At 34.3% G+C, this 22,091-nt stretch carries 21 protein-coding genes; 13 read left to right on the forward strand and 8 right to left on the reverse strand.

The features are described 5' to 3' along the window. Nucleotides 1–38: 38 nt before the first annotated feature. From ilvA to BKM63_RS10665, 4 genes are all read right to left on the reverse strand, one after another. Nucleotides 39–1,283 carry a threonine ammonia-lyase IlvA gene (ilvA, locus tag BKM63_RS10650; RefSeq protein ID WP_071636583.1) on the reverse strand — a complete coding sequence of 415 codons (1,245 nt, stop codon included), beginning with the start codon at nt 1,281–1,283 and terminating at the stop codon, nt 39–41. A gap of 345 nt (nt 1,284–1,628) precedes the next feature. After that, complete coding sequence (locus BKM63_RS10655; protein ID WP_071636584.1) at nt 1,629–2,168, reverse strand: DUF4136 domain-containing protein; 540 nt, start codon at nt 2,166–2,168, stop codon at nt 1,629–1,631. A gap of 192 nt (nt 2,169–2,360) precedes the next feature. After that, entirely contained in the window at nt 2,361–4,340 is a 1,980-nt protein-coding gene (locus BKM63_RS10660) for a urocanate hydratase (protein WP_071636585.1), read from the reverse strand. A 469-nt stretch (nt 4,341–4,809) separates the two neighbouring features. Then, the gene (locus BKM63_RS10665) at nt 4,810–4,995 is read right to left on the reverse strand and encodes a DUF5522 domain-containing protein (RefSeq protein WP_071636586.1); all 186 of its coding nucleotides are present in this window, start codon (nt 4,993–4,995) and stop codon (nt 4,810–4,812) included. Between the two features lie 117 nt (nt 4,996–5,112). Between BKM63_RS10665 and BKM63_RS10670 the strand changes: the two genes are divergently transcribed. The 5 genes from BKM63_RS10670 to BKM63_RS10690 all read left to right on the forward strand — a co-directional run bounded on the left by BKM63_RS10670 (nt 5,113) and on the right by BKM63_RS10690 (nt 11,295). Continuing rightward, nucleotides 5,113–5,442 carry a hypothetical protein gene (locus BKM63_RS10670; protein WP_071636587.1) on the forward strand — a complete coding sequence of 110 codons (330 nt, stop codon included), beginning with the start codon at nt 5,113–5,115 and terminating at the stop codon, nt 5,440–5,442. Nucleotide 5,443: 1 nt separating this feature from the next. Next, a complete protein-coding gene (locus tag BKM63_RS10675; RefSeq protein ID WP_071636588.1) occupies nt 5,444–6,349 on the forward strand; it encodes a 1-aminocyclopropane-1-carboxylate deaminase/D-cysteine desulfhydrase in 906 nt (301 codons plus the stop codon). Next, entirely contained in the window at nt 6,346–7,242 is an 897-nt protein-coding gene (locus BKM63_RS10680; RefSeq protein WP_071636589.1) for a glucosaminidase domain-containing protein, read from the forward strand. Before BKM63_RS10675 ends, BKM63_RS10680 begins: the two co-directional genes overlap by 4 nt. Before the next feature lie 104 nt (nt 7,243–7,346). Continuing rightward, a complete protein-coding gene (hemL, locus tag BKM63_RS10685) occupies nt 7,347–8,633 on the forward strand; it encodes a glutamate-1-semialdehyde 2,1-aminomutase (protein ID WP_071636590.1) in 1,287 nt (428 codons plus the stop codon). Between the two features lie 187 nt (nt 8,634–8,820). Further along, the gene (locus BKM63_RS10690) at nt 8,821–11,295 is read left to right on the forward strand and encodes a zinc-dependent metalloprotease (protein ID WP_071636591.1); all 2,475 of its coding nucleotides are present in this window, start codon (nt 8,821–8,823) and stop codon (nt 11,293–11,295) included. 42 nt (nt 11,296–11,337) lie between these two features. Here the strand turns inward: BKM63_RS10690 and BKM63_RS23875 are convergent, their stop codons facing one another. Continuing rightward, nucleotides 11,338–12,075: a hypothetical protein gene (locus BKM63_RS23875; protein WP_242661130.1), complete on the reverse strand. Its 738-nt coding sequence runs from the start codon at nt 12,073–12,075 to the stop codon at nt 11,338–11,340. A 162-nt stretch (nt 12,076–12,237) separates the two neighbouring features. After that, nucleotides 12,238–12,669 carry a hypothetical protein gene (locus BKM63_RS10700; protein ID WP_071636592.1) on the reverse strand — a complete coding sequence of 144 codons (432 nt, stop codon included), beginning with the start codon at nt 12,667–12,669 and terminating at the stop codon, nt 12,238–12,240. Between the two features lie 186 nt (nt 12,670–12,855). On the opposite strand from BKM63_RS10700, the gene BKM63_RS10705 reads away from it, so the two are divergent. Both BKM63_RS10705 and BKM63_RS10710 read left to right on the forward strand, forming a co-directional pair. Further along, nucleotides 12,856–13,860 (forward strand): 2-hydroxyacid dehydrogenase, encoded by a 1,005-nt coding sequence (locus BKM63_RS10705; RefSeq protein ID WP_071636593.1) that lies wholly within the window; start codon nt 12,856–12,858, stop codon nt 13,858–13,860. A gap of 29 nt (nt 13,861–13,889) precedes the next feature. Then, nucleotides 13,890–14,492 carry a hypothetical protein gene (locus BKM63_RS10710; RefSeq protein WP_071636594.1) on the forward strand — a complete coding sequence of 201 codons (603 nt, stop codon included), beginning with the start codon at nt 13,890–13,892 and terminating at the stop codon, nt 14,490–14,492. 74 nt (nt 14,493–14,566) lie between these two features. Here BKM63_RS10710 and lysS read toward each other — a convergent pair whose 3' ends face one another. Next, the gene (gene lysS / locus BKM63_RS10715; protein WP_071636595.1) at nt 14,567–16,270 is read right to left on the reverse strand and encodes a lysine--tRNA ligase; all 1,704 of its coding nucleotides are present in this window, start codon (nt 16,268–16,270) and stop codon (nt 14,567–14,569) included. 365 nt (nt 16,271–16,635) lie between these two features. Here lysS and BKM63_RS10720 point away from each other — a divergent pair, with 365 nt between their 5' ends. From BKM63_RS10720 to BKM63_RS10745, 6 genes are all read left to right on the forward strand, one after another. Continuing rightward, a complete protein-coding gene (locus BKM63_RS10720; RefSeq protein ID WP_071636596.1) occupies nt 16,636–17,391 on the forward strand; it encodes a hypothetical protein in 756 nt (251 codons plus the stop codon). Nucleotides 17,392–17,396: 5 nt separating this feature from the next. Next, nucleotides 17,397–18,098, forward strand: coding sequence for a lipoyl(octanoyl) transferase LipB (gene lipB, locus BKM63_RS10725; protein WP_071636597.1), 702 nt, complete (start codon nt 17,397–17,399; stop codon nt 18,096–18,098). Nucleotides 18,099–18,119: 21 nt separating this feature from the next. Beyond that, nucleotides 18,120–18,938 carry an AraC family transcriptional regulator gene (locus BKM63_RS10730; RefSeq protein ID WP_071636598.1) on the forward strand — a complete coding sequence of 273 codons (819 nt, stop codon included), beginning with the start codon at nt 18,120–18,122 and terminating at the stop codon, nt 18,936–18,938. 79 nt (nt 18,939–19,017) lie between these two features. Continuing rightward, entirely contained in the window at nt 19,018–19,608 is a 591-nt protein-coding gene (locus BKM63_RS10735) for an NAD(P)H-dependent oxidoreductase (RefSeq protein ID WP_071636599.1), read from the forward strand. A gap of 100 nt (nt 19,609–19,708) precedes the next feature. After that, nucleotides 19,709–20,311: a Crp/Fnr family transcriptional regulator gene (locus BKM63_RS10740; RefSeq protein WP_083572214.1), complete on the forward strand. Its 603-nt coding sequence runs from the start codon at nt 19,709–19,711 to the stop codon at nt 20,309–20,311. Nucleotides 20,312–20,375: 64 nt separating this feature from the next. Then, nucleotides 20,376–21,116: an SDR family oxidoreductase gene (locus tag BKM63_RS10745; protein ID WP_071636600.1), complete on the forward strand. Its 741-nt coding sequence runs from the start codon at nt 20,376–20,378 to the stop codon at nt 21,114–21,116. Nucleotides 21,117–21,163: 47 nt separating this feature from the next. Here the strand turns inward: BKM63_RS10745 and BKM63_RS10750 are convergent, their stop codons facing one another. Further along, nucleotides 21,164–21,829, reverse strand: a complete 666-nt coding sequence (locus BKM63_RS10750; protein WP_071636601.1) for a ribonuclease HII — start codon at nt 21,827–21,829, stop codon at nt 21,164–21,166. Between the last annotated feature and the right edge of the window lie 262 nt (nt 21,830–22,091).

The following is a 22,091-nucleotide window of genomic DNA, read 5'->3' on the forward strand; positions in this document are numbered from 1 at the left end:
AAAGGCTGTCTGATTTATTTAGACAGCCTTTTATTTTTTTATCCAATTAATTGCGTAAACAAATCCTGATTATCGTTTAAATATTGAAATTCAAAACCATATTGTGTCATTTTCATTTTAATAGGCATAATGTCTTTTTTCTTTTTCAGTTCTAAACCTACAACAACCGAACCTACTTCGCGGCTGTTTTTCTTAGCAAATTGAAAATAAGTGATGTCATCATCAGGACCTAAAATATTATTTACAAATTCTTTTAAAGCCCCCGGACGCTGCGGAAACTGAATCATAAAATAATGCATTAAACCTTCATAAAGCAGTGAACGTTCTTTTATCTCAGCAGTTCTTTCAATGTCATTATTACTGCCGCTTACTACACAAACTACATTTTTGCCCTTAATTTTGTCTTTATAAAAATCCAAAGCTGCAATGGTTAAAGCACCTGCCGGTTCTACTACCATTGCTTCTTCATTATATAATCTTAAAATAGTGGTGCAGACTTTTCCCTCGGGAACCAGAACAATATCTTCAAGATTATATCGGCAGATTTCAAAAGTTTTATCGCCAACTTGTTTTACAGCCGCACCGTCAACAAATTTGTCAATCGTTTTTAAAGCCGTATTTTTATTTTCTTCAATAGAGGTTTTCATCGAAGGAGCACCTTTTGGCTCAACACCGATTATTTTGGTGTTCGGACTTAAATGTCTAAAAACTTCAGATAAACCAGAAGCCAGTCCGCCGCCGCCAATTGGCACAAAAACATAATCGATAGGTTCTTTAAAACTTTCCAGAATTTCCAGACCAACGGTTCCTTGTCCTGCAATTACTTTTTCATCATCAAAAGGATGAATAAAGGTTTTATGATTTTTAATTGCATCTGCAGTAGCCGAAGCGTATGCATCATCAAAAGTATCTCCGGTTAAAACAATCTCAACAAATGATTTCCCGAATAACTGCACCTGTTTTACTTTTTGTTTTGGAGTTGTTTTGGGCATGTAAATTTTGCCTTTTATATGCAGCAAATTACAAGAATATGCAACGCCCTGCGCATGATTTCCTGCACTGGCACAAACAATTCCGTTTGTTTTTTCTTTTTCATTTAACGAAGAAATCTTATTGTAAGCGCCTCTAATTTTATACGAACGAACAATTTGCAAATCTTCCCGTTTTAATAAAATAGTCGATTTGAATTCGTCTGAAAGATTTAGATTTTGGGTTAAAGGCGTCGCGGCAACTACGTTTTCGAGCTGCTTTTTTGCGTTAAGTACTTCGTTAAATAAACTCATAATTGTTGTTTTTTGCCACGAATTCCACTAATGTCCACTAATTTTTATCTAGAAGCTGACAAAAACAATTCGTGCTAATTTGTGTAATTCGTGGCGATTTAAAATCTTTTTTAAAATAAAAAACCTCCCAATTGGGAGGTTTCTATAAATTATATTTTTACATACTTATATAACACCTCGCCATTACTGCTGAATTGCAATAATGCTGATAATAGCGATAATAATGTTATTAAAGTTTGTCATTTTTTTAGCTGATTGAATAGCAAATGTAAAAAATTATTTTGAAAAGTTCACAGCTATTTAAAGTTTTATAAAAAGCAGAGAACTGATCACTGAAACTGATCACTATTTTTTAACCGGCGGATATTGTGCTAAAATTTTGTTTACGAATTCGGCAATTCTTTGATCTTTTTTATCAATGTTTCGGGTTAAAGTTCCCAGACCTTCACCCTGCCAGATCATTTCTTTCTTTTTGGCATCGATTAAATCAATGTACAAAGTTCCTTCGGTAGAAGTAGAAACAGTTGTTTGGTTTCCTCCGTACATCATCCACGGATTCCAACCCCAGCCCCAGCCATAACCCCAGCCGGCACTAAACTGATTTACATCGACTTGCTCTCTTGATTTGGTAAAAATGTTTACTAATAAATCAGGATTCTCACTTTTTGTAAATCCTTTAGCCTGCATTTCGTTATCTATAGCACGAAGGATACGTCTTTTATCCAAATCAGAAATCTCGACCTTATCAATTCCGGGCTTAAAGAAAGCATACGTTTTATAGGGCGTAAAATCGACATTTTTGTCGTAATCAGAGTATACAGTAACACTGCTGCATGATGAAAGTATCAATAGCAGTAAAATCGGAACTAATTTGAATGTTTTCATAATTATTAGAAATTTTAATGTTCTCGTTTTGTTTGTTTTATCGTAACCACAATTCTTTTGTTTGTCAGGCTGAGCGGAGTTGAATCCCTTTTTTCATCAGTCTTCAAATTTTCTCAGATTACCCTTCTCCCGAAACCTCGGGATCGCTCAGGGTGACAGCGCGTTTATAACAAAATCTATTTTTAATGAACTTTAACCAAGTAAACTTTCGTCTACCATATTAGGTAAAGTTACTTTTAATAACGGCTCGACCTGCATGGCTCTTTTTATAGAAAAAATAGCTTCGTCATTTCTGGCCCAGCTTCGTCTTGAAATTCCGTTGTTGACATCCCAAAAAAGCATTGATGCTAAACGTTTTGAAGCCTCTTTAGAACCATCAAGAACCATACCAAATCCGCCGTTTATGACCTCTCCCCAGCCAACTCCGCCGCCGTTATGAATTGATACCCAGGTTGCTCCCCTAAAACTGTCTCCAATCACGTTTTGAATGGCCATATCTGCTGTAAAACGAGATCCATCATAAATATTTGATGTTTCTCTATAAGGAGAATCAGTTCCTGAAACGTCATGATGATCGCGTCCTAAAACTACGGCTCCAATTTCGCCTTTTGCAATCGCCTGGTTAAAAGCTTCGGCAATTTTAATTCTTCCTTCGGCATCAGCATAAAGAATTCGGGCTTGCGAGCCTACAACCAATTTGTTTTCCTGTGCACCTTTAATCCATTTGATGTTATCCTGCATTTGCTGCTGAATTTCACTTGGAGAAGTTTTGGCCAATTCTTCTAAAACCTGGCTTGCAATTGTATCTGTTTTTTGTAAATCTTCCGGTTTTCCGGAAGTACAAACCCATCTGAATGGTCCAAATCCGTAATCAAAACACATTGGTCCCATAATATCCTGTACATAACTTGGATATTTAAAATCGATATTATTCTCCGCCATTACATCGGCACCAGCACGGGAAGCTTCTAATAAAAAGGCATTTCCGTAATCAAAGAAATACGTTCCTTTTGCGGTGTGTTTATTAATTGCTTTCGCTTGTCTGCGCAAAGATTCCTGAACTTTTTCTTTGAACAAATCCGGGTTATTGGCCATCATTTCGTTAGCTTCTTCAAATGAAATTCCAACCGGATAATAACCTCCCGCCCAAGGATTATGAAGTGAAGTCTGGTCTGATCCTAAATCAATCTTGATATTTTCCTCATCAAAACGTTCCCAAACATCAACTACATTTCCTAAATAAGCAATCGAAACGGTTTCTTTATTGGCTTTCGCCGAATTGACTCTTGCGACTAACTCATCGGTAGAAGTTACCACTTCATTAATCCAGCCTTGTTCGTGGCGGATTTTAGTAATTTTTGGGTTTACTTCGGCACAAACCGTAATACATCCGGCAATATTTCCGGCTTTTGGCTGTGCGCCAGACATACCTCCAAGTCCAGAAGTCACAAAAAGATTTCCTTCGGGATTTAATTTTATTTTTCTGAAACCGTTTAAAACCGTAATCGTCGTTCCGTGTACAATTCCCTGCGGCCCAATGTACATATAACTTCCGGCTGTCATTTGTCCGTATTGTGAAACACCAAGTGCGTTCATTTTTTCCCAATCGTCCGGTTTAGAATAATTTGGGATAACCATTCCGTTTGTAACCACGACTCTCGGCGCTTCTTTATGCGAAGGAAACAAACCCATTGGGTGACCTGAATACATGGTTAAAGTCTGCTCATCGGTCATTTCAGACAAATATTGCATCGTCAATAAATATTGCGCCCAATTCTGGAAAACAGCGCCATTTCCGCCATACGTGATCAATTCATGCGGATGTTGTGCAACTGCATAATCCAAATTGTTCTGAATCATGTGCATAATCGCTTTTGCCTGCAATGATTTTCCCGGATATTCATCAATTGGTCTTGCGTACATTTTGTAATCAGGACGAAGGCGATACATATAAATGCGTCCGTATTTTTCTAATTCTTCTGAAAATTCCGGAATTAATGCAGCGTGATGTTTGGGTTCAAAATAACGCAGCGCATTTTTTAAAGCCAGTTTTTTCTCTTCTGCCGAAAGAATTTCTTTTCGTTTCGGAGCATGATTAATGGCTGGATCGTATTCTTTTTTCTGAGGTAATACAGATGGAATTCCTTGTTTTATTTCTTCTTGAAAAGTCATTTTTTTTAGATATGCTAAGTTGCTATCCCGAAGCCTCGGGACTAAGTTGCTAAGATAATTTAGCAAGATTAACAACAGATTAATTTTTTTGTTTTTAAAAGTATGTCGCCCCGCTGGGGCTTAAATGTGACTGATGGCTTGTTTCTATAAATATTTTGCTCCGATGGAGCTTAATTAGATCAAACAGATCTAAAGCCTTGGAAAGGCGTAATATTTGTAGAAAACAATAATCACGCAATACAAAAGCTCCATAGGAGCGAAATAAGATTGTCAATGAAAATTCAATTCAAAAAATAATTATCTCATTTTCAAATTGGCACATTGCCACATTTTCTAATTAAAAAAAACTAGGGATAACGGATATCCGACCTGTGATAGGACTTGTGGATCGTAATCCTAAATTTTCTTGAGCGAACATCCATATTGATATTTTATATTGTTGATTTTAGATTTAGATTGCTAAAATTATCTAATTAGTCTTTTTTCTTATTTCCCCAGTGCGTTTATCAAATCCGTACGGGCAGTGGCGGCAACCGCTTTTACAGCAATAGCCTCTTTTTAAATGATGTTTTTCAGTAAAGCATTTATAACCTTCGGGCGTATAGTAAAAATCTTCGCCTTCGATTAATTTATTTTCATTACTTTGCTCTTTCATAAATCGGCTTCGTGTTCGTGTTCGGATAAATTTTAAAATTAAAAATAAAAATATTTGATTATGATTTTATTGAAATCGAACAATTTTATAGCTACAAATTTATAAATTTTACAGCCAATGTTTCTGATTGTTGTCAAATATTTAATTCCGAAAGGATATCGAGGTATGGCTTTATTTCCGTTTATATTAGTAAAATATGATTTTGATAAAACAAACGGAATTTTTGTAAACCACGAAAAAATTCATTTGAGACAGCAGTTGGAACTTTTAATAATACCGTTTTTTGTCTGGTATTTTTTAGAGTTTTTAATTCGGCTTATTCAATATAAAAACAAAGACCTGGCTTATCGAAATATTAGTTTTGAAAGAGAAGCTTACACGAACGAAACCGACTTACATTATTTAAAAAACCGATCTTTTTTTCAGTTTTTAAAATACATAAAATAAAATGAACCCAGTTTTTAATCAACATATTTCAATTAATTATCCAAATGATATTTCCTTAACGATAAAGCGTGAAGATTTAATTCATCCGTTTGTTTCGGGGAATAAATTTAGAAAGTTAAAATACAATCTGCTTCAGGCGAAAGCCGAAAACAAGGAAACACTGCTGACTTTTGGCGGTGCCTTTTCCAATCATATTACTGCTGCGGCGTATGCCGGAAAGGAGCAGGGGTTTAAAACAATTGGAGTTATTCGCGGTGATGAGCTTTTTGATAAAATTGAAGAAAACCCAACCTTGAAATTTGCTCAGGAAAACGGAATGCAGTTTGAGTTTGTTTCGCGTGAAGATTACCGTTTAAAAAACGATCCTGCGTTTGTTGAAAAGCTAAAAGAGAAGTTTGGCGATTTTTATTTAGTACCTGAAGGCGGCACAAACGAATTAGCGGTAAAAGGCTGTGAAGAGATTTTAACAGCCGAAGATTCCGTTTTTAATTACGTTTGCTGTGCTGTTGGAACTGGTGGTACAATTTCGGGATTAATTAATAATTCGCTGCCAAATCAGAAAATTTTAGGTTTTCCGGCGTTAAAAGGTGACTTTTTAACCGATGAAATTCGTATTTTTGCAAAAAAAGATAACTGGAATTTGATTTCTGACTATCATTTTGGAGGTTATGGAAAGATAAATTTAGAATTAATTGAATTTATCAACACTTTTTTTGAAGAAACAAAAGTGCCCTTAGATCCAATTTATACAGGAAAGATGGTTTTTGGCGTTATAGATTTAATAGGCAGAAATTATTTTCCTGCACATTCAAAAATTTTACTCATTCACACCGGGGGATTACAGGGAATTGAAGGAATGAACATAAAATTGAAGCAGAAAAAATTACCAATACTCAAAAAACAATGATTAAAAAAATTGTATTGCTTTTTACAGTTATAGTTTTGGCAAGCTGTTCGTCAAGCAAGCCTGCTATCGCAACGACCAAAAAAGCGGCTGTGCATCAAACAAGAACAGCAGCAGCTAAAAAGCCTGTTTATTCTAAACCTACAGCTAAATACCCTTCTACAAATAATACAACTGAGGTTATTCAATCTACTTCAAAAACAGTTGTAACCAGCGATTTGATTAACAATTATATTTTACAATTCAAAGATATTGCAATTGGAAATATGAAAACGTATGGAATTCCAGCCAGTATTATTTTGGCGCAGGGAATCTTAGAATCGGGTGCAGGAAGAGGCGATTTGGCGCTTGAAGCTAATAATCATTTCGGAATAAAATGCCATAAAGACTGGCTGGGAGAAAGTGTCCGTCACGACGATGATTCGGCTCAGGAGTGTTTTAGGAAATATCCGGAAGCGGCAGAATCTTATAGAGACCACGCTTTGTTTTTGGTTGGAAAAAAGAGATACGAAGCTTTATTTACTCTCGAAAAAGACGATTATAAAGCCTGGGCAAAAGGATTGAGAGCGGCAGGTTATGCAACAGATCCAAAATATCCAGACAAGTTAGTTAGTTATATTGAGCGTTACAATCTGCATCAATACGATTGTCAGGTTACAGGAAGAAACTACGTACCAATCAATACTTCGGCTCCAGCAAGAAGTTCATCTTCAGTGGCGAATTCTGATCCAAAGATAAATATGAATTCATACGACCCGAATTCATATGAAGTTCAAAAAGGAGATACTTTATATTCCATTTCAAAGAAATTCAATTTATTAGTTGACGATTTGAAAAGGAAAAATAACCTGACTGATAATGCTATTTCAATTGGGCAGAGGTTGAAAGTGAAATAAGTTTTCAGTCTCGGTTGACAGTTTTCAGTTTAAAGTTAATTTAAAATCCAAAAATAAGTTTTCAGTTTCTAATCTGAAATCTGAACTCAAAAATCTAAAATTAAATGTTATATAAAAGAAGTAGTCAGCTTTTTGCTGAAGCAGAAAAAGTAATTCCGGGAGGAGTAAATTCACCAGTAAGAGCATTTAAAGCAGTAGGCGGAACTCCAATTTTTGTAAAAAGTGCCAAAGGTGCTTATTTATACGATGAGGACGGAAACAAATTAATAGATTACATCAACTCTTGGGGGCCAATGGTTTTGGGTCATGCGTATCAGCCGGTTGTTGATGCAGTAATCGAAAAAGCAAAACTGGGAACTTCATTTGGAATGCCTACAGAACTGGAAACCGAAATCGCAGCTTTGGCCGTTTCGATGGTTCCGAATATTGATAAAATTAGATTTGTAAATTCAGGTACAGAAGCTTGTATGAGCGCGATTCGTTTGGCTCGCGGCTTTACAAAAAGAGATAAAATAGTAAAATTTGCAGGTTGTTACCACGGACATTCAGATTCATTTTTGATTCAGGCAGGAAGTGGTGCCGTAACTTTTGGATCTCCAAATAGTCCAGGAGTTACAGAAGGAACTGCAAAAGATACTTTGCTAGCTAAGTACAATGATTTAGAAAATGTAAAAACTTTAGTCGAAGCTAATAAAGGGGAAATTGCGGCGATTATTATCGAAGCAGTTGCAGGAAATATGGGATGTATCCCACCAGCAAAAGGTTTCCTGGAAGGTTTAAGAGAGTTGTGTACAGCAAACGGAATTTTACTGATTTTTGATGAGGTTATGACGGGTTTCCGTCTGGCTCGCGGCGGAGTTCAGGAATTATATGGTATTGATGCTGATATTGTAACGTTCGGAAAAGTAATTGGCGGCGGACTTCCGGTTGGAGCTTTTGCGGCACGCGAAGAAATTATGAATTATTTAGCGCCTCTTGGGCCTGTTTATCAGGCAGGTACTTTATCAGGAAATCCGTTAGCAATGGCTGCCGGACTGGCAATGTTAAAAGCATTAGACGAGGACCGCGAAATTTTTACCCGTTTAGAAGAAAAAACAGCTTATTTAGAAGCAGGAATCGACAGAGTTTTAAAAGCAAATAATGTCACTTTTACCATCAATAGAGTGGGTTCTATGATTTCTGTTCACTTTGATGCTAATCCGGTTACCGATTTTCAAACGGCGGCAAAAGGAGATAATGAAACGTTTAAGAAATTCTTTCATGGATTATTGCAGGAAGGAATTTATATCGCACCATCTGCTTATGAGACCTGGTTTATTACAGATGCTTTAACTTATGAAGATTTAGATTTTACTATAAATGCAATCGATAAGGTTTCAAAAACTTTTTAAATATTAGAAAATAGATTATATTTTTTTTCAATTTGAGGTTCAGCTTTTTCATTAAAGCTGAACCTTTTTTTATGGTTTAAAGTCTGAATTAATTTTAGTTAATATAAAGTTAATAGTGCTGTTTTTTCTTAAATATTTAGAATAAAATTTATTTTTGTTTGGAAAATAACCATAAAACCAATAATAAATGAAGAGATTTTTCATTTTTATAATGATGACAGTTTTTATGCTGTTTAGTACTTCACAATATGCTCAATCGCGCAAGAAAAAATCAAAAGAAGAACCAGTTAGTGCTCCTCCCGAAAAAAAAGCAGAATCGACGATTAAAGAATACAGTAAAGTTATAACCAAAGACGCTATATCTGATGAGGGATTGTTTACGGTTCATAAAGTAGATAAAAAATATTATTTTGAAATTCCGAATAAATATCTAGAAAAAGACATGCTTTTAGTGAGCAGACTTTCTAAACTTCCATCCAATTTAGGCGGCGGATATGTAAATGCTGGCTCTGAAACCAATGAGCAATTAATTGTCTGGCAGCGTTTTCAGGATAAGATTCTCATCAAATCTAAATCATATAATTCGGTTGCAAACGATACACTGCCTATTAGTATTTCCGTAAAATCAAATAATTATGAACCTACATTATTTGCTTTTGATATCGTTGCTTTTAGTAAAGATTCTGCCAATACGGTTATTGATGTTACGAAATTTTATAGTACAGATGTTAAGGCAATCAGCGGTATAACTGCAGAAATGCGCGAAACTTACAAAGTAAAAGGATTGGATGATTCGAGAAGTTTTATCAATACGATTAAAAGTTTCCCGATGAATATTGAGGTAATTCAGGATATGACTTATAATGCTTCAAAACCTTCTATGTTAGAAGAAACAGAATCAATAAGCATTCAAATGAATCAATCGATGATCTTACTGCCCGAAGTGCCAATGAAACCGAGATTGGCAGATCCGCGTGTGGGTTGGTTTACGGTAAGTCAATACGATTATGGAAGCAACGAATTGAAATCTGACCTTAAAACTTATATTAAACGTTGGAGATTAGAACCTAAAGATCCGGAAGCCTATAATAGAGGAGAATTGGTTGAACCAATAAAGCCTATCCTTTATTATTTAGATCCTGCCACTCCGGAAAAGTTGAAGAAATATATCAAATTAGGAATTGAAGAATGGCAGAAACCTTTTGAAACAGCTGGTTTTAAAAATGCTATAATTGCTAAAGATGCTCCAACGAAAGAAGAAGATCCGGATTTTAGTCCCGAAGATATTCGATATTCGGTCATTAGATATGTGGCAAGTACAACCCGAAATGCAGTTGGCCCGAGTGTTTCTGATCCTCGAACCGGAGAAATTATCGAAAGTGATGTTATCTGGTATCATAATCATTTGCGATCTTACAGAAACAGATATTTGTTAGAAACCGGAGCAGCAAATCCGTCAGCCAGAACTTTGCAAACCGCTGATGAAGAAATGGGAGAAATGATGCGAATGGTAATTGCGCACGAAGTAGGACATGCTCTGGGGTTTCCGCATAATATGGGGGCAAGCTGCGCGTATGATGTCGAAAGTTATAGAAATGGTGATTTTACGCAGCAAAACGGGATTTCGGCCAGTATAATGGATTATGCACGTTTTAATTATATCGCACAGCCTGGAGATAAAAATATTCGCTTTATCCGTAAAATGGGAGCTTACGATCATTATGCCTTAAACTGGGGATATAGAGTGATTCCGAATGCAAAATCTCCAGAGGCAGAAGTTGCAGTTTTAGACAAATGGATTTTGGATAAAGCAGGAAATCCTATTTATAAATTTGGGAAACAAAGCAGTGCTTTTGATCCAACTTCTCAAACAGAAGATATTGGAAATAATTCAATGAAAGCAAGTTCGTACGGACTTAAAAATTTAGAATATGTAGCCAGTCATTTAAACGAATGGACAAGTAATGTTACTAATAATTACGAAGATTTAGACGAATTATACAAAGAGTTACTAGATTGCTGGAGTCGTTATACTGGTCATGTTGTAACCAATGTAGGAGGGATTTATGAGAATACCAAAAAGCCAAATCAAGCGGGAAGTGTTTATGAAGTAGTTCCGAAAGCAAAACAAATTGAAGCAATGAACTGGCTTCAGAAAAATGCTTTTGAATCGCCAACTTGGATTGTAAATGTAAAAACTTTACAAAATACAGAGTTTGCGGGTTACACAGAAAAGTTTAGAAATCTACAAGTAAGGCAGCTTTATAGTTTAATGACTTTAGGACGAATAGGAAGATTAATGGATAATGAAATTCTAAGCGGGGATAATTACAAAGCTTTGGATTTCTTTAAAGATATTCGCAAAGGTATTTGGAAAGAGTCAGGCACAGCTGCTAATGTAACAGTATATCGCAGAAATTTACAACGTGCTTATATTGACAGAATGGGGTATTTAATGACTGAGGAGATTAAACCGACAGATAAGTCATTCATATATTACAACACTGCACAGTCTGATCTTAGAGCTTTAGTTAGAGGAGAATTAAGTGCATTACGAAAATCAATTGTTGCTGCAAAAGCAGGAGCAATAAATACCGAAACCAAATACCACTACGAAGATTGTATCAAAAGAATTGATTTGATATTAAATCCAATAAAATAATATAAAAAAAGAGGCCTTTTAAAGCCTCTTTTTTTGTTTCAATTACATTTTATCTTTTCTGTGTTCTCTCATTTTATCCTTGCGTTCTTTTTGAATCGCAGTCCATTTTTTATATTGATCCGCATTCAGAATAGATTTCATTTTTGCATCGGCCGCTTTGTGATCTTCTTCCATTTGTTTTCTCATGGCTTTTCTTTCAGCATCAGTTGGTTTTGCATCCCCTCTGCTTTTTTTAAGCATTGCCATTTTGGTGCTTCTTTCAGATAAAAGTTCGCCGACTTGTTTTTGCTGATCGGCATTTAAATTTAAATCTGTTGTTAGTTTTTGCAAATGTGCCTGATCGCGTTCTTGCGGGCTTTTGAACTCACCTTTATGATTTTTTTTGCCATGATGTCCTCTGTGTTCTTTTTTAAGAGATGTCCATTTTGTGTATTGATCAGCATTTAAAATCGCTTTCATTTTGGCATCGTTTGCCTCTCTTTCAGCAGCAATTTGTTTTTTAAAAGCTTCTCTTTCTTCGGCAGTTGGTTTTGTTTTACTGTCTTTTCGGGTATCTCTAAATTTTTCAGCTTTAGCATTTCTTTCTGCTAAAAGTTGTTTGACTTGTTCCTGCTGCTTTTTATCTAAGTTCAAATCAGAAGTTAATTTTTGTAAATGCTTTTCACTACGTTGTTCCGGAGTTAATTTTTCTCGTTGATCACGTGGCGTTTTCTGATTGATGTCTTGCGCAAAACTTACCATTCCAACGAACAATAAAGCTGCAATAAATAATTTTTTCATTTTTCGTTTTTTTAAAGGTTTATATGCTTTAGACTTCAAAGAGTTTGCTAAGTTTAATTGAATTGTCAGATTTATCTTTTATTTAACAGAAACTATTAATTAAAATATAAAGTCTATTATGAAATAAAAAAAGAGGCTTGAGGCCTCTTTTGGTAAACGAAATTATTCGTTTTCTTTTTTGTATTCTTTCATTTTTTCTCTGGCTTTTTCTTTATTTTTTTCTTGTAAAGAATGCCATTTCGTGTATTGATCAGCAGTTAGAATTGTTTTCATTTTAGCATCATTAGCATCTTTTTCAGCTTTCAACTCATTTCTAAAAGCTTCTCTTTCTGCTTCTGTTGGTTTTGTTTTATTATCTTTTCTCGCTTCTCTAAGTTTTTCTGCTTTGGCACTTCGGTCAGCCAGCAATTGTTTTACCTGAGCTTGCTGATTGGCATCTAAACTCAATTCTGTAGTTAGCTTTTGTAACTGCTTTTCATTACGTTGTTCCGGAGTTAATCTTTCTCTCTGTTCGCGTGACGGTTTTTGATCAGTCTCTTGTGCAAAACTTGCTATTCCAACAAATAACATAGCTGCAATTAATAATTTTTTCATGATTTGTTTCTTTTTAAGGTTATAGCATTTAGACTATAATAAACTGATTTGGTTTAATTATATTGTTAGAATCGCTTATTTAACACAGTATAATGTAGTTTATTAAAGCAGTTTATTCTTGCGAAATACCAATTTAATTGCTTATTTTTAAGATAACAATTAAGTATAAATCCAAAAACAAATCTTATGAATAATAAAATTGCCTTTTTCTCTACACAACCTTATGATAAAGCATTCTTTAATAAGTACAATGTTGATTTTGGATTTGAATTGGATTTTTTTGAGACACAATTGAATCCGCAAACAGTCATTTTAATTGAAAATGCCGATATAGTTTGTGTTTTTGTAAACGATATTGTAAACGAAGCAGTGATTAAGCAATTGGCCGAAAAAAAGGTAAAAATAATTGCATTACGCTGTGCCGGTTTCAATAATGTTGATTTAGAAGCAGCAAAAAAGTACAGTTTAAAAGTTTGTCGTGTTCCTGCTTATTCACCTCAGGCCGTTGCAGAACATGCCATAGCTATGATTTTGACTTTAAACCGAAAAACACATAAAGCCTACAACAGAGTGAGGGAACAAAATTTCTCACTTAATGGCTTGTTGGGATTTGATTTATTTGGAAAAACAATCGGAATCATTGGGACTGGGAATATAGGGAAAGCCTTTGCTAAAATTGCATTAGGTTTTGGATGCAAAGTTTTGGCCTATGATATTGTTAGAAATGATGAAATGATAAAAGACGGAGTTGCTTTTGTTAGTTTGGATGAAATTTTTAAATCGAGTGATATTATCTCGCTTCATTGCCCTTTAAATGACCAAACAAAGCACGTTATCAATAAAAAATCAATTGAATTGATGAAGGATAGTGTTATGATTATCAATACAAGCCGTGGCGGATTAATAGAAACTGCCTCCGTTATCGAAGGTCTAAAAGAAGGTAAAATTGGTTATCTGGGAATCGATGTTTACGAACAGGAAGAGAAACTTTTCTTTAGAGATTTATCAGCAGATATTATTCAGGATGATGCAATCCAGCGTTTAATGAGTTTTCCCAATGTTTTGGTAACCGCGCATCAGGCATTTTTTACTAACGAAGCTTTAACGCAGATTGCATTGGTAACCTTCCATAATATCCAATCCTTATTGACTCAGAATAACATCGAGAATCAAGCAGCATTATTGGCTTAAAAATAAATGTAGAACTTAAAATATTAATTATGAAAAGTAAAATATTAATTGCGTTAATGGTTTTAGGAATGTTCTCTTGTCAGAATAAAGATAAAACAGAATCGAAAAATGTTATTAAAACAATTGCCGAAGACACATTGTCAAAAACAGCAGCAGGTACAGCAGATGTAAGTGATACTCCTGCAAAAGAAGATAAAGCAGTCGAGCAGATCAGAACTAAATTAAAAGATTTACTAAAAAATGATTTGCCGGCAATGACAAAAGATGACCGGTTTTTTTACTATGAAGCTTTCGATTTAAATAATGATCAGAAAAATGAGTATTTCGTAGGTTTTTCAAACTCTTATTTCTGCGGAAGCGGAGGCTGTACAGGATATATTCTAAACAATGACGGAAGTGTGATTAATCGTTTTACCGTAACCGATTTCCCGATATATGTAACCACGTCTTCAACTGAAAAGTTTTACGATCTTATTTTTGAAACAGGGGGAAAATTTCATCTTCTGAAAATGAAAAATGGAAAATATCCTTCAAACCCCTCTGTACAGGAAAAAGTAAAAGGAGATATTCCTAAAGAAAGTACAAAGATTTTGGACATCCAGGGGAAGAGTTTAGAGAAGTATTCGTTTTAAGAGTTATTAAAAATACAAAACCCGATAAGTTATAAAACCTATCGGGTTGCATTTATAATAAAATAAAACGAAAATTATCCTGCCAATTCCACAGTTTTAAACTCGCCGTCAACGACAACTTTAGTCAAACCATGTTTAGATAAGTTTTTCATAGACGCATCCCATTTTTTTCCGCTTAAGTTAGCAGTAACTTTTAGCTGCGCTAATTCCATTTTATTTTCGTTTCCTTTCAATAAAGTAATAATTACTTTTTCTTCTTCAGTCAATTCAATCTGAGCTTGTTTTTTCTCCGGACGCATTTGCGGAAACAATAAAACTTCCTGAATCGATGCATTATTTGTTAAATACATAATCAAACGGTCCATTCCAATTCCCATTCCGGAAGTAGGAGGCATACCGTATTCAAGAGCTCTTAAGAAATCTTCGTCGATAATTCCGTTTGCTTCATCATCGCCTTTTGCAGCTAAACGCATTTGATCTTCAAAACGCTCACGCTGGTCAATTGGATCATTTAATTCAGAATATGCGTTTGCGATTTCTTTTCCGCAAACCATTAATTCAAAACGCTCAGTCAAATCTGGATTATCTCTATGTTCTTTACAAAGAGGAGACATTTCTTTTGGATAATCTGTAATGAAAGTTGGCTGAATATAATTTCCTTCACATTTAGCTCCAAAAATTTCATCAATCAATTTTCCTTTACCCATTGTTTCGTCAACCTCGATTCCCATTCCTCTTGCTGCTTCAAACAATTCCTGTTCTGTTTTTCCTGAAATATCAAAACCAGTAAAATGTTTGATAGAATCGGTCATTGTAACGCGGGCGTAAGGCGCTTTAAAGTTGATTTTGTGTTCTCCAAAAGTCACTTCGCTTGTACCGTTTACGGCAATTGCACAATGCTCTAATAAGCCTTCTGCAAATTCCATCATCCAGTTGTAGTCTTTGTAAGCTACATATATTTCCATGGCAGTAAATTCAGGATTATGCGTTCTGTCCATTCCTTCGTTACGGAAGTTTCTAGAGAACTCATAAACACCTTCAAATCCACCAACAATTAATCTTTTTAAATACAATTCGTTTGCAATACGCATGTAAAGCGGAATATCAAGCGAATTATGATGTGTAATAAAAGGTCTTGCGGCTGCACCACCAGGAATTGACTGCAATACCGGCGTATCAACTTCAAGATATCCTGCATCATTAAAATAACCACGCATTGCGCTGAACAACTTTGTACGTTTAATAAAAGTTTCTTTAACGTGTGGGTTAACTGTTAAATCTACATAACGCATTCTGTAACGTAACTCTGCATCATTAAATGCATCGTGAACGTTTCCTTCTTCATCAACTTTTGGTAAAGGAAGCGGACGTAATGTTTTGCTTAAGAAAGTAAAACCGTCAACGCGAACACATTGCGCACCCACTTTTGTAGTAAACAATTCACCTTCAATACCAATAAAATCACCTAAATCAGTTAATTTTTTAAAGACCTGGTTGTATAAAGTTTTATCGTCACCTTCACACAAAACATCGCGATTTACATATAATTGAATACGTCCTTCGCTATCCTGCAATTCAGCAAAACAAGCTTTTCCCTGATCTCTCACGCTCATCAAACGACCCGCAACGATAACCTTCTTACCTTCTTCAAATGACTCCTTTATTTGCTTAGAAGTATGATTTACAGGAAAAAGATTAGCTGGATAAGGATTGATTCCCAGACTGCGTAAGTTTTGAAGTTTTTCTCTTCGGATGATTTCTTGTTCTGATAATGCCATTTTGTGCTCTTTTTTTAAGTGTGCAAAGATAAAGAAAAGAATGTAGATTTTAGAATGCAGTTTTTAGATTTTTTGCTGCAGCAATTTATTGGGTTTCAATCTATAAAATAATGTATGAATGGTGCGCTGATTTTACCGATGAAATGGATTTACGCAGATTATGTTAATGCGAACTTTGGCAAAGTTTCACACTGCAAAAAAAGTATAAACCCGTTTCATCGGTAAAATCTGTGGTCAATTTTCACTAAACAATTAAACAAATTAACGATTACACAATATAAAATCTCAGCAGCTTAGAATCTCAGAACCTCAGAATCTTTAAAAACAAAATAGAGTTCGTATATTTGATAAAAAATTATACTACGATGAAATTATACAAACTACTTAGTTTTTCTTTTTTAATAGCAACTTTAACTAGCTGCACTTTTACCGAAAATATTTACATTAATGATAATGGAACCGGAAAATTTTCTGTAGACATGGACGGCTCTGCTTTAATGGAAATGGCCGGTGATCAAATTGGAAGCCAAATGGGAGCTGATGCTAAAAAAGATGTAGATACGACTTTTACCTTTAAACAAGTGTTTGAAGAGAAAAAAGACAGCATCGCAAAATTATCGGCAGAAGCGCAGAAAGAAATTAAAAAACTCGAAAATTTTGTAGTTAATACTAAAATGAATGCTGAGAAAAAACAGTTTTTAATGACCTTGTCAAGTGATTTTAAAAATGTAAATGAAATGCAGGATATTTTGCAAACACTTAGTACGCTTCAAAAATTAGAAGGAGGAGCAGCACCTGCGTCTCCTTTTGGAAATGGTTTTGGAAACAATAACAGTAAATTAAGTTACAGCTACGACGGGAAGAAATTTACCAGAAAAGCCGTTATCGATACTCAAAAAAAGGCCGAAAAAGCCAAAGATTCTGCCGGAGATATGTCTAAAATGATGTTTGCTTCGTCGACGTATGTAGTGAAGTATCATTTTCCAAAAAAGATCAAAAAAGTATCCAATCCAAACGCTTTATTCAGCGACGACCGAAAATCAATTACAATTCAATACCCTTTCACGGATTATATGGAGAATCCTGACAAACTGAACTTTGATGTTGAGTTTGAAAAATAATTAAAATGAATAAAAAAATTCAACTTCAGGATCTGGGAAACAGAGACTATAAATCGACTTGGGAATATCAGGAAGAACTTTTTCAGGATGTTGTCGATTTAAAAATCAAAAACAGACGAGAAGAACTTGAGCAGCCAACACCAAATTATTTATTATTTGTTGAGCACCCGCATGTTTATACTTTGGGTAAAAGCGGTGATTTAGAGAACTTATTGTTAAATGAAAAACAGCTCGAAGCAAAAGGAGCAACTTTTTATAAAATCAATCGCGGCGGTGATATTACGTATCACGGGCCGGGACAAATTGTGGGTTATCCCATTCTGGATTTAGAAAATTTCTTTACAGATATTCATAAATATTTGCGTTTACTTGAAGAATCCGTGATCTTGACATTAGCAGAATACGGATTAGAATCGGGCAGGAGCGAAGGCGAGACCGGAGTCTGGCTTGGAGTTGGAACTCCTTTTGCCCGTAAAATTTGTGCTATGGGCGTTCGCGCTTCACGATGGGTAACCATGCACGGATTTGCTTTAAATGTAAATGTAGATTTAGGTTATTTTGATAATATAATTCCGTGCGGTATTCGCGGAAAAGGTGTCACCTCTTTAAACGTTGAACTTGGCGTCGAAAAAGTAGATGAAGACGAAGTAAAGTCTAAAATCATAAAACATTTAACGCATTTATTTGAAGCAGAATTTATTAAATAAGCTTCTAAAAAAAATAATAGAATGAAAAATGCTGAAGAAAATAACAATTACAGGATTGCAGTTCCTTCAGCATTTGAAACTGTTTTTTCGCACTTTTATTTCGCCGAAAATAAAACAGAATTTCCTATCACAAAAACTTTATTGCCGAGTTTTCAAACCATTCTGGTTTTTAACTTCGGAACAAAATCATCTTTAAAATCGCAGCAGCATACTTTTTTGGAGGTTGAAAAATGTATTGTTTTAGGACCTGTAAAACAAGCTTTTGATTATACTCTGGAACCCAATTCAGAAATTTTGGCAGCCAATTTTAAGGAAGATGCTTTTTACAGATTCTTTGGTAATGCCCTTTTTGATTCTCTGCCCATTCATCCTGATGATTTAATTAATGAAAATTGCTTTACTCTTTTATGGGAAGAACTTCAAAAACTTTCTGATACACAAGAACGTGTCGATTATATTTTAGATTTCTGCAAGCCTTATTTACGAGAACAAAAAGAAATAACAACACTTTTAACAGATTTTCAAAATGAGAATTTAGACCCGATTAAAACAATTGCTTCACAACTCAAGCAGACAGAAAGAAATATTCAGCTTAATCAAAAGAAAATTTTTGGCTATACTATGAAAGAAGCAAATCGCTATGAAAGGTTTTTAAAAGCGGTAAATCAAATACAAAAAAATATAGTAAATGAATCTAAAACAGATTGGCTAACTGTTGTTGACGAATGTGGTTATTACGACCAAAGCCAGCTTATTCATGACTTTAAATACTATATGAATATTTCACCAACAAAATTTCTCAAATTTCAAAACGATATCTGCAGTTCAAAAGAGCTTTAAAGGAGATTTCGTTTTCTTACAATTGCTGCTGCAACTTGCATTTTACATTTGTCATGTTGAATCTTTAAAAATAGAAAACATGAAAAATTTAATTATTTACGCACATCCAAATGCAGCAAGTTTAAACCATTTCTTTAAACAAACGATTGTAGAAAGCCTCGAAAAATTAGGAGATGAAATTGTAGTTCGAGATTTAAATGAAATTAATTTTAATCCTGTTCTTTCATTGGATGATATGCGCAGCCAAAGAATGGGACAAGTGGCTGATGATGTAAAAACAGAACAGGATTTTATTTCCTGGGCCGATCAGATTATTTTTATTTACCCAATTTGGTGGACAGGAATGCCGGCTATTATGAAAGGTTATATTGATCGTGTTTTTAGTTATGGATTTGCGTATCGATACGATCAGGGTGTTCAAAAAGGATTACTGAACGGAAAACAAACTATTATTGTTAATTCTCACGGAAAATCAAATGACGAATATGAGGCTATGGGGATGAATAAGGCTTTGGCTCTAACTTCAGATACGGGAATTTTTGCATACAGTGGTTTAGAAATTAAACATCATTTTTACTTTGATAAAGCAGATAGAGCTTCATCTGAAAATATTTCGGCATGGGAAAAGGAGTTGAAAATATTCTTTCAGGAAAAATCTTTATGCAGCTAGTTTTAAATATTCTTGACTTATAGGTTTTTAACTCGTATTTTTAATTGATTTTGGATGTTTAATTTAACACTCAAGGCAATTAATCCTAAAACTCATAATTATGCAGCCTGTTGCCAAAAATGAATCGCAGAAATTGGAAAATAAGAAAACACTTTTAAATCATTTAAATCTTCCGGAAAAAGAATTAAATGAATTGTGGAATATTTCGGAACCTAAAACAATATCCAAAGGCGATTATTTTATTAGCGAAGGGCAAATCCCAAAAAAGATGGCTTTTGTAATAAAAGGTTTGTTCAGGTATGTTTATGTTGATGAAAAAGGAAATGAGTTTACAAAAAGCATTATACTAGAAAACAGCTTTATCAGTTCGTACTCGGCTATGATTCAGAATAGTTCCTCTTATTTTTCGATTGAAGCTTTAGAAGAATCCGAAATTCTTGAAATTGATTATAAGAACTGGCAGAAGATAAAAGATCAGAATTCGTTTTGGAATATTTTTTTACTTCAAATAATCGAAAAGGCTTTTTGCATAAAAGAAAAACGCGAAAGAGAGTTACTGCTTTTAGATGCTGAGAAAAGATATGAAATCTTTACGGCTGAATTTCCAAACTTAGAAAACCGAATTTCTCAGCAAATTATAGCTTCTTATTTAGGTATTCAGCCCGAGTCACTCAGTCGTATAAAAAGAAAATATAAGGCTTAACATAGATCAATGTAATCCTTTATGGATAAAACTATTTTTGATTCCTAATTTAAAAACAGAAGTTATGGAAATTATAAATAGTACAATTGTTATAACCGGAGGCAGCTCGGGTTTAGGACTTGAAATGTGTAAACAGTTTATTGAAAAAGGAAATAAAGTAATTGCCTGTTCACGTTCTTTAGAGAAACTTAATAATGCGAAAAAGCAGCTGCCTGATTTGATTATTTATCAATGCGACATTGCACAAGAATTACAATGCGAAGATTTCGTCGAATGGCTGCGAATTAATTATTCTCAAACTAATGTTTTGATCAACAATGCGGCAATAGCAAACAAGAGCAGTTTTTTGAAAGACAATTTTATTTTAGAAAAAATGCAAGACGAATTTGCTGTAAATTTAATTGCTCCAATACGATTGGTTAAACTAGTATATCCGGTTTTGATCGAAAATAAACAGCCAAAAATTATAAATATTACCACAGGTCTGGTTTATGTTCCAAGAAGCATTTATCCTTTTTATAACGCAGCAAAAGCGGGGCTGCATTCTTTTACTCAGGTTTTGAGAGAACAGTTTAAAAGTGAAAAAATAAAAGTAATTGAAGTTTTGTTTCCGGTAGTAAATACTCCATGGCATAAAGGGAATGTACCGAAAATTGCTATTTCGCCGGAGAAAGCCGTTTTAGAAATGATGAAGGGAATTGCCAGAAACAAAACAGAAATAAGGGTTTCAAAAGTCAAACTACTGTATTTGCTTTTTAGGATTGCACCTCGACTGGCATTCAGAAAGATGAATAGTTTAAGCTGAAATTCGTAACAAAAAAGACTTATCATTTTAAGATAAGTCTTTTTTTGTTATTCGAAGAAATTGAGCTCTAATTGATCTGGTAAAAGTCTAAAACTCATTCGATGGTATTTTGTTGTACCATATTTTTTAATCGCTTCGCGATGTTCTTTTGTGGGATATCCTTTGTTTTGTTTCCAGTTGTACATAGGGAATTCTTCATGAATTTGGTCCATGTATTCATCCCGATATGTTTTAGCCAATATCGAAGCTGCGGCAATACTTAAATATTTTGCATCTCCCTTAATAATGCTTTGATTTGGAATCGATTTTAATAGTTTTATTTCTTCATCAGAAAATTGTCTTCCAAAAGTATTTTTCAATCCCAATTTTGCATTTAAAGACCGGTTACCGTCTACAATGATATATTCAGGAACATGTTTTAATTTCAATATGCACTCCTGCATTCCTTTCATAGAAGCATTTAAAATATTTATTTCGTCTATTTCATTTGGAAATAAGTGAGTTACTGAAAAGCAAAGTGCCTGTTCTTCAATTACAGGTTTTAGAAGTGCCCGTGCTTTTTCAGACAATTGTTTACTGTCATTTAATATTTTGTTCTCAAATGCTTCGGGTAAAATTACGGCAGCAGCCGTTACAGGCCCCGCTAAACATCCACGGCCGGCTTCGTCAGTGCCGGTTTCCAGAATAAATCCCGAATAATTAAGTTGCAGCATGCTAATTTGTTTAATCGCAAATATTATATTTTTTTCTAAAACTTATTGAAAAAATATGATAAAAAAAACGATTAAATCCCTTTGCATTATAATGTAAAATATTTAAAGTCTTAATTTTTAACGTTTTGTTTTTATTTTTTAGATTAACCACGTTGTGACTATAAATAAATTAAGATTATTTCTAAAAGGATGTTTTTTGTTAAAAATTTCGAGTTTGATTATTTGAAACAATAAAAAAGTAAGAAAAGTATTCAATTATTTA

This window comes from Flavobacterium johnsoniae, assembly GCF_001879205.1.
In the GTDB taxonomy this organism is placed as follows: Bacteria; Bacteroidota; Bacteroidia; order Flavobacteriales; family Flavobacteriaceae; genus Flavobacterium; species Flavobacterium johnsoniae_A.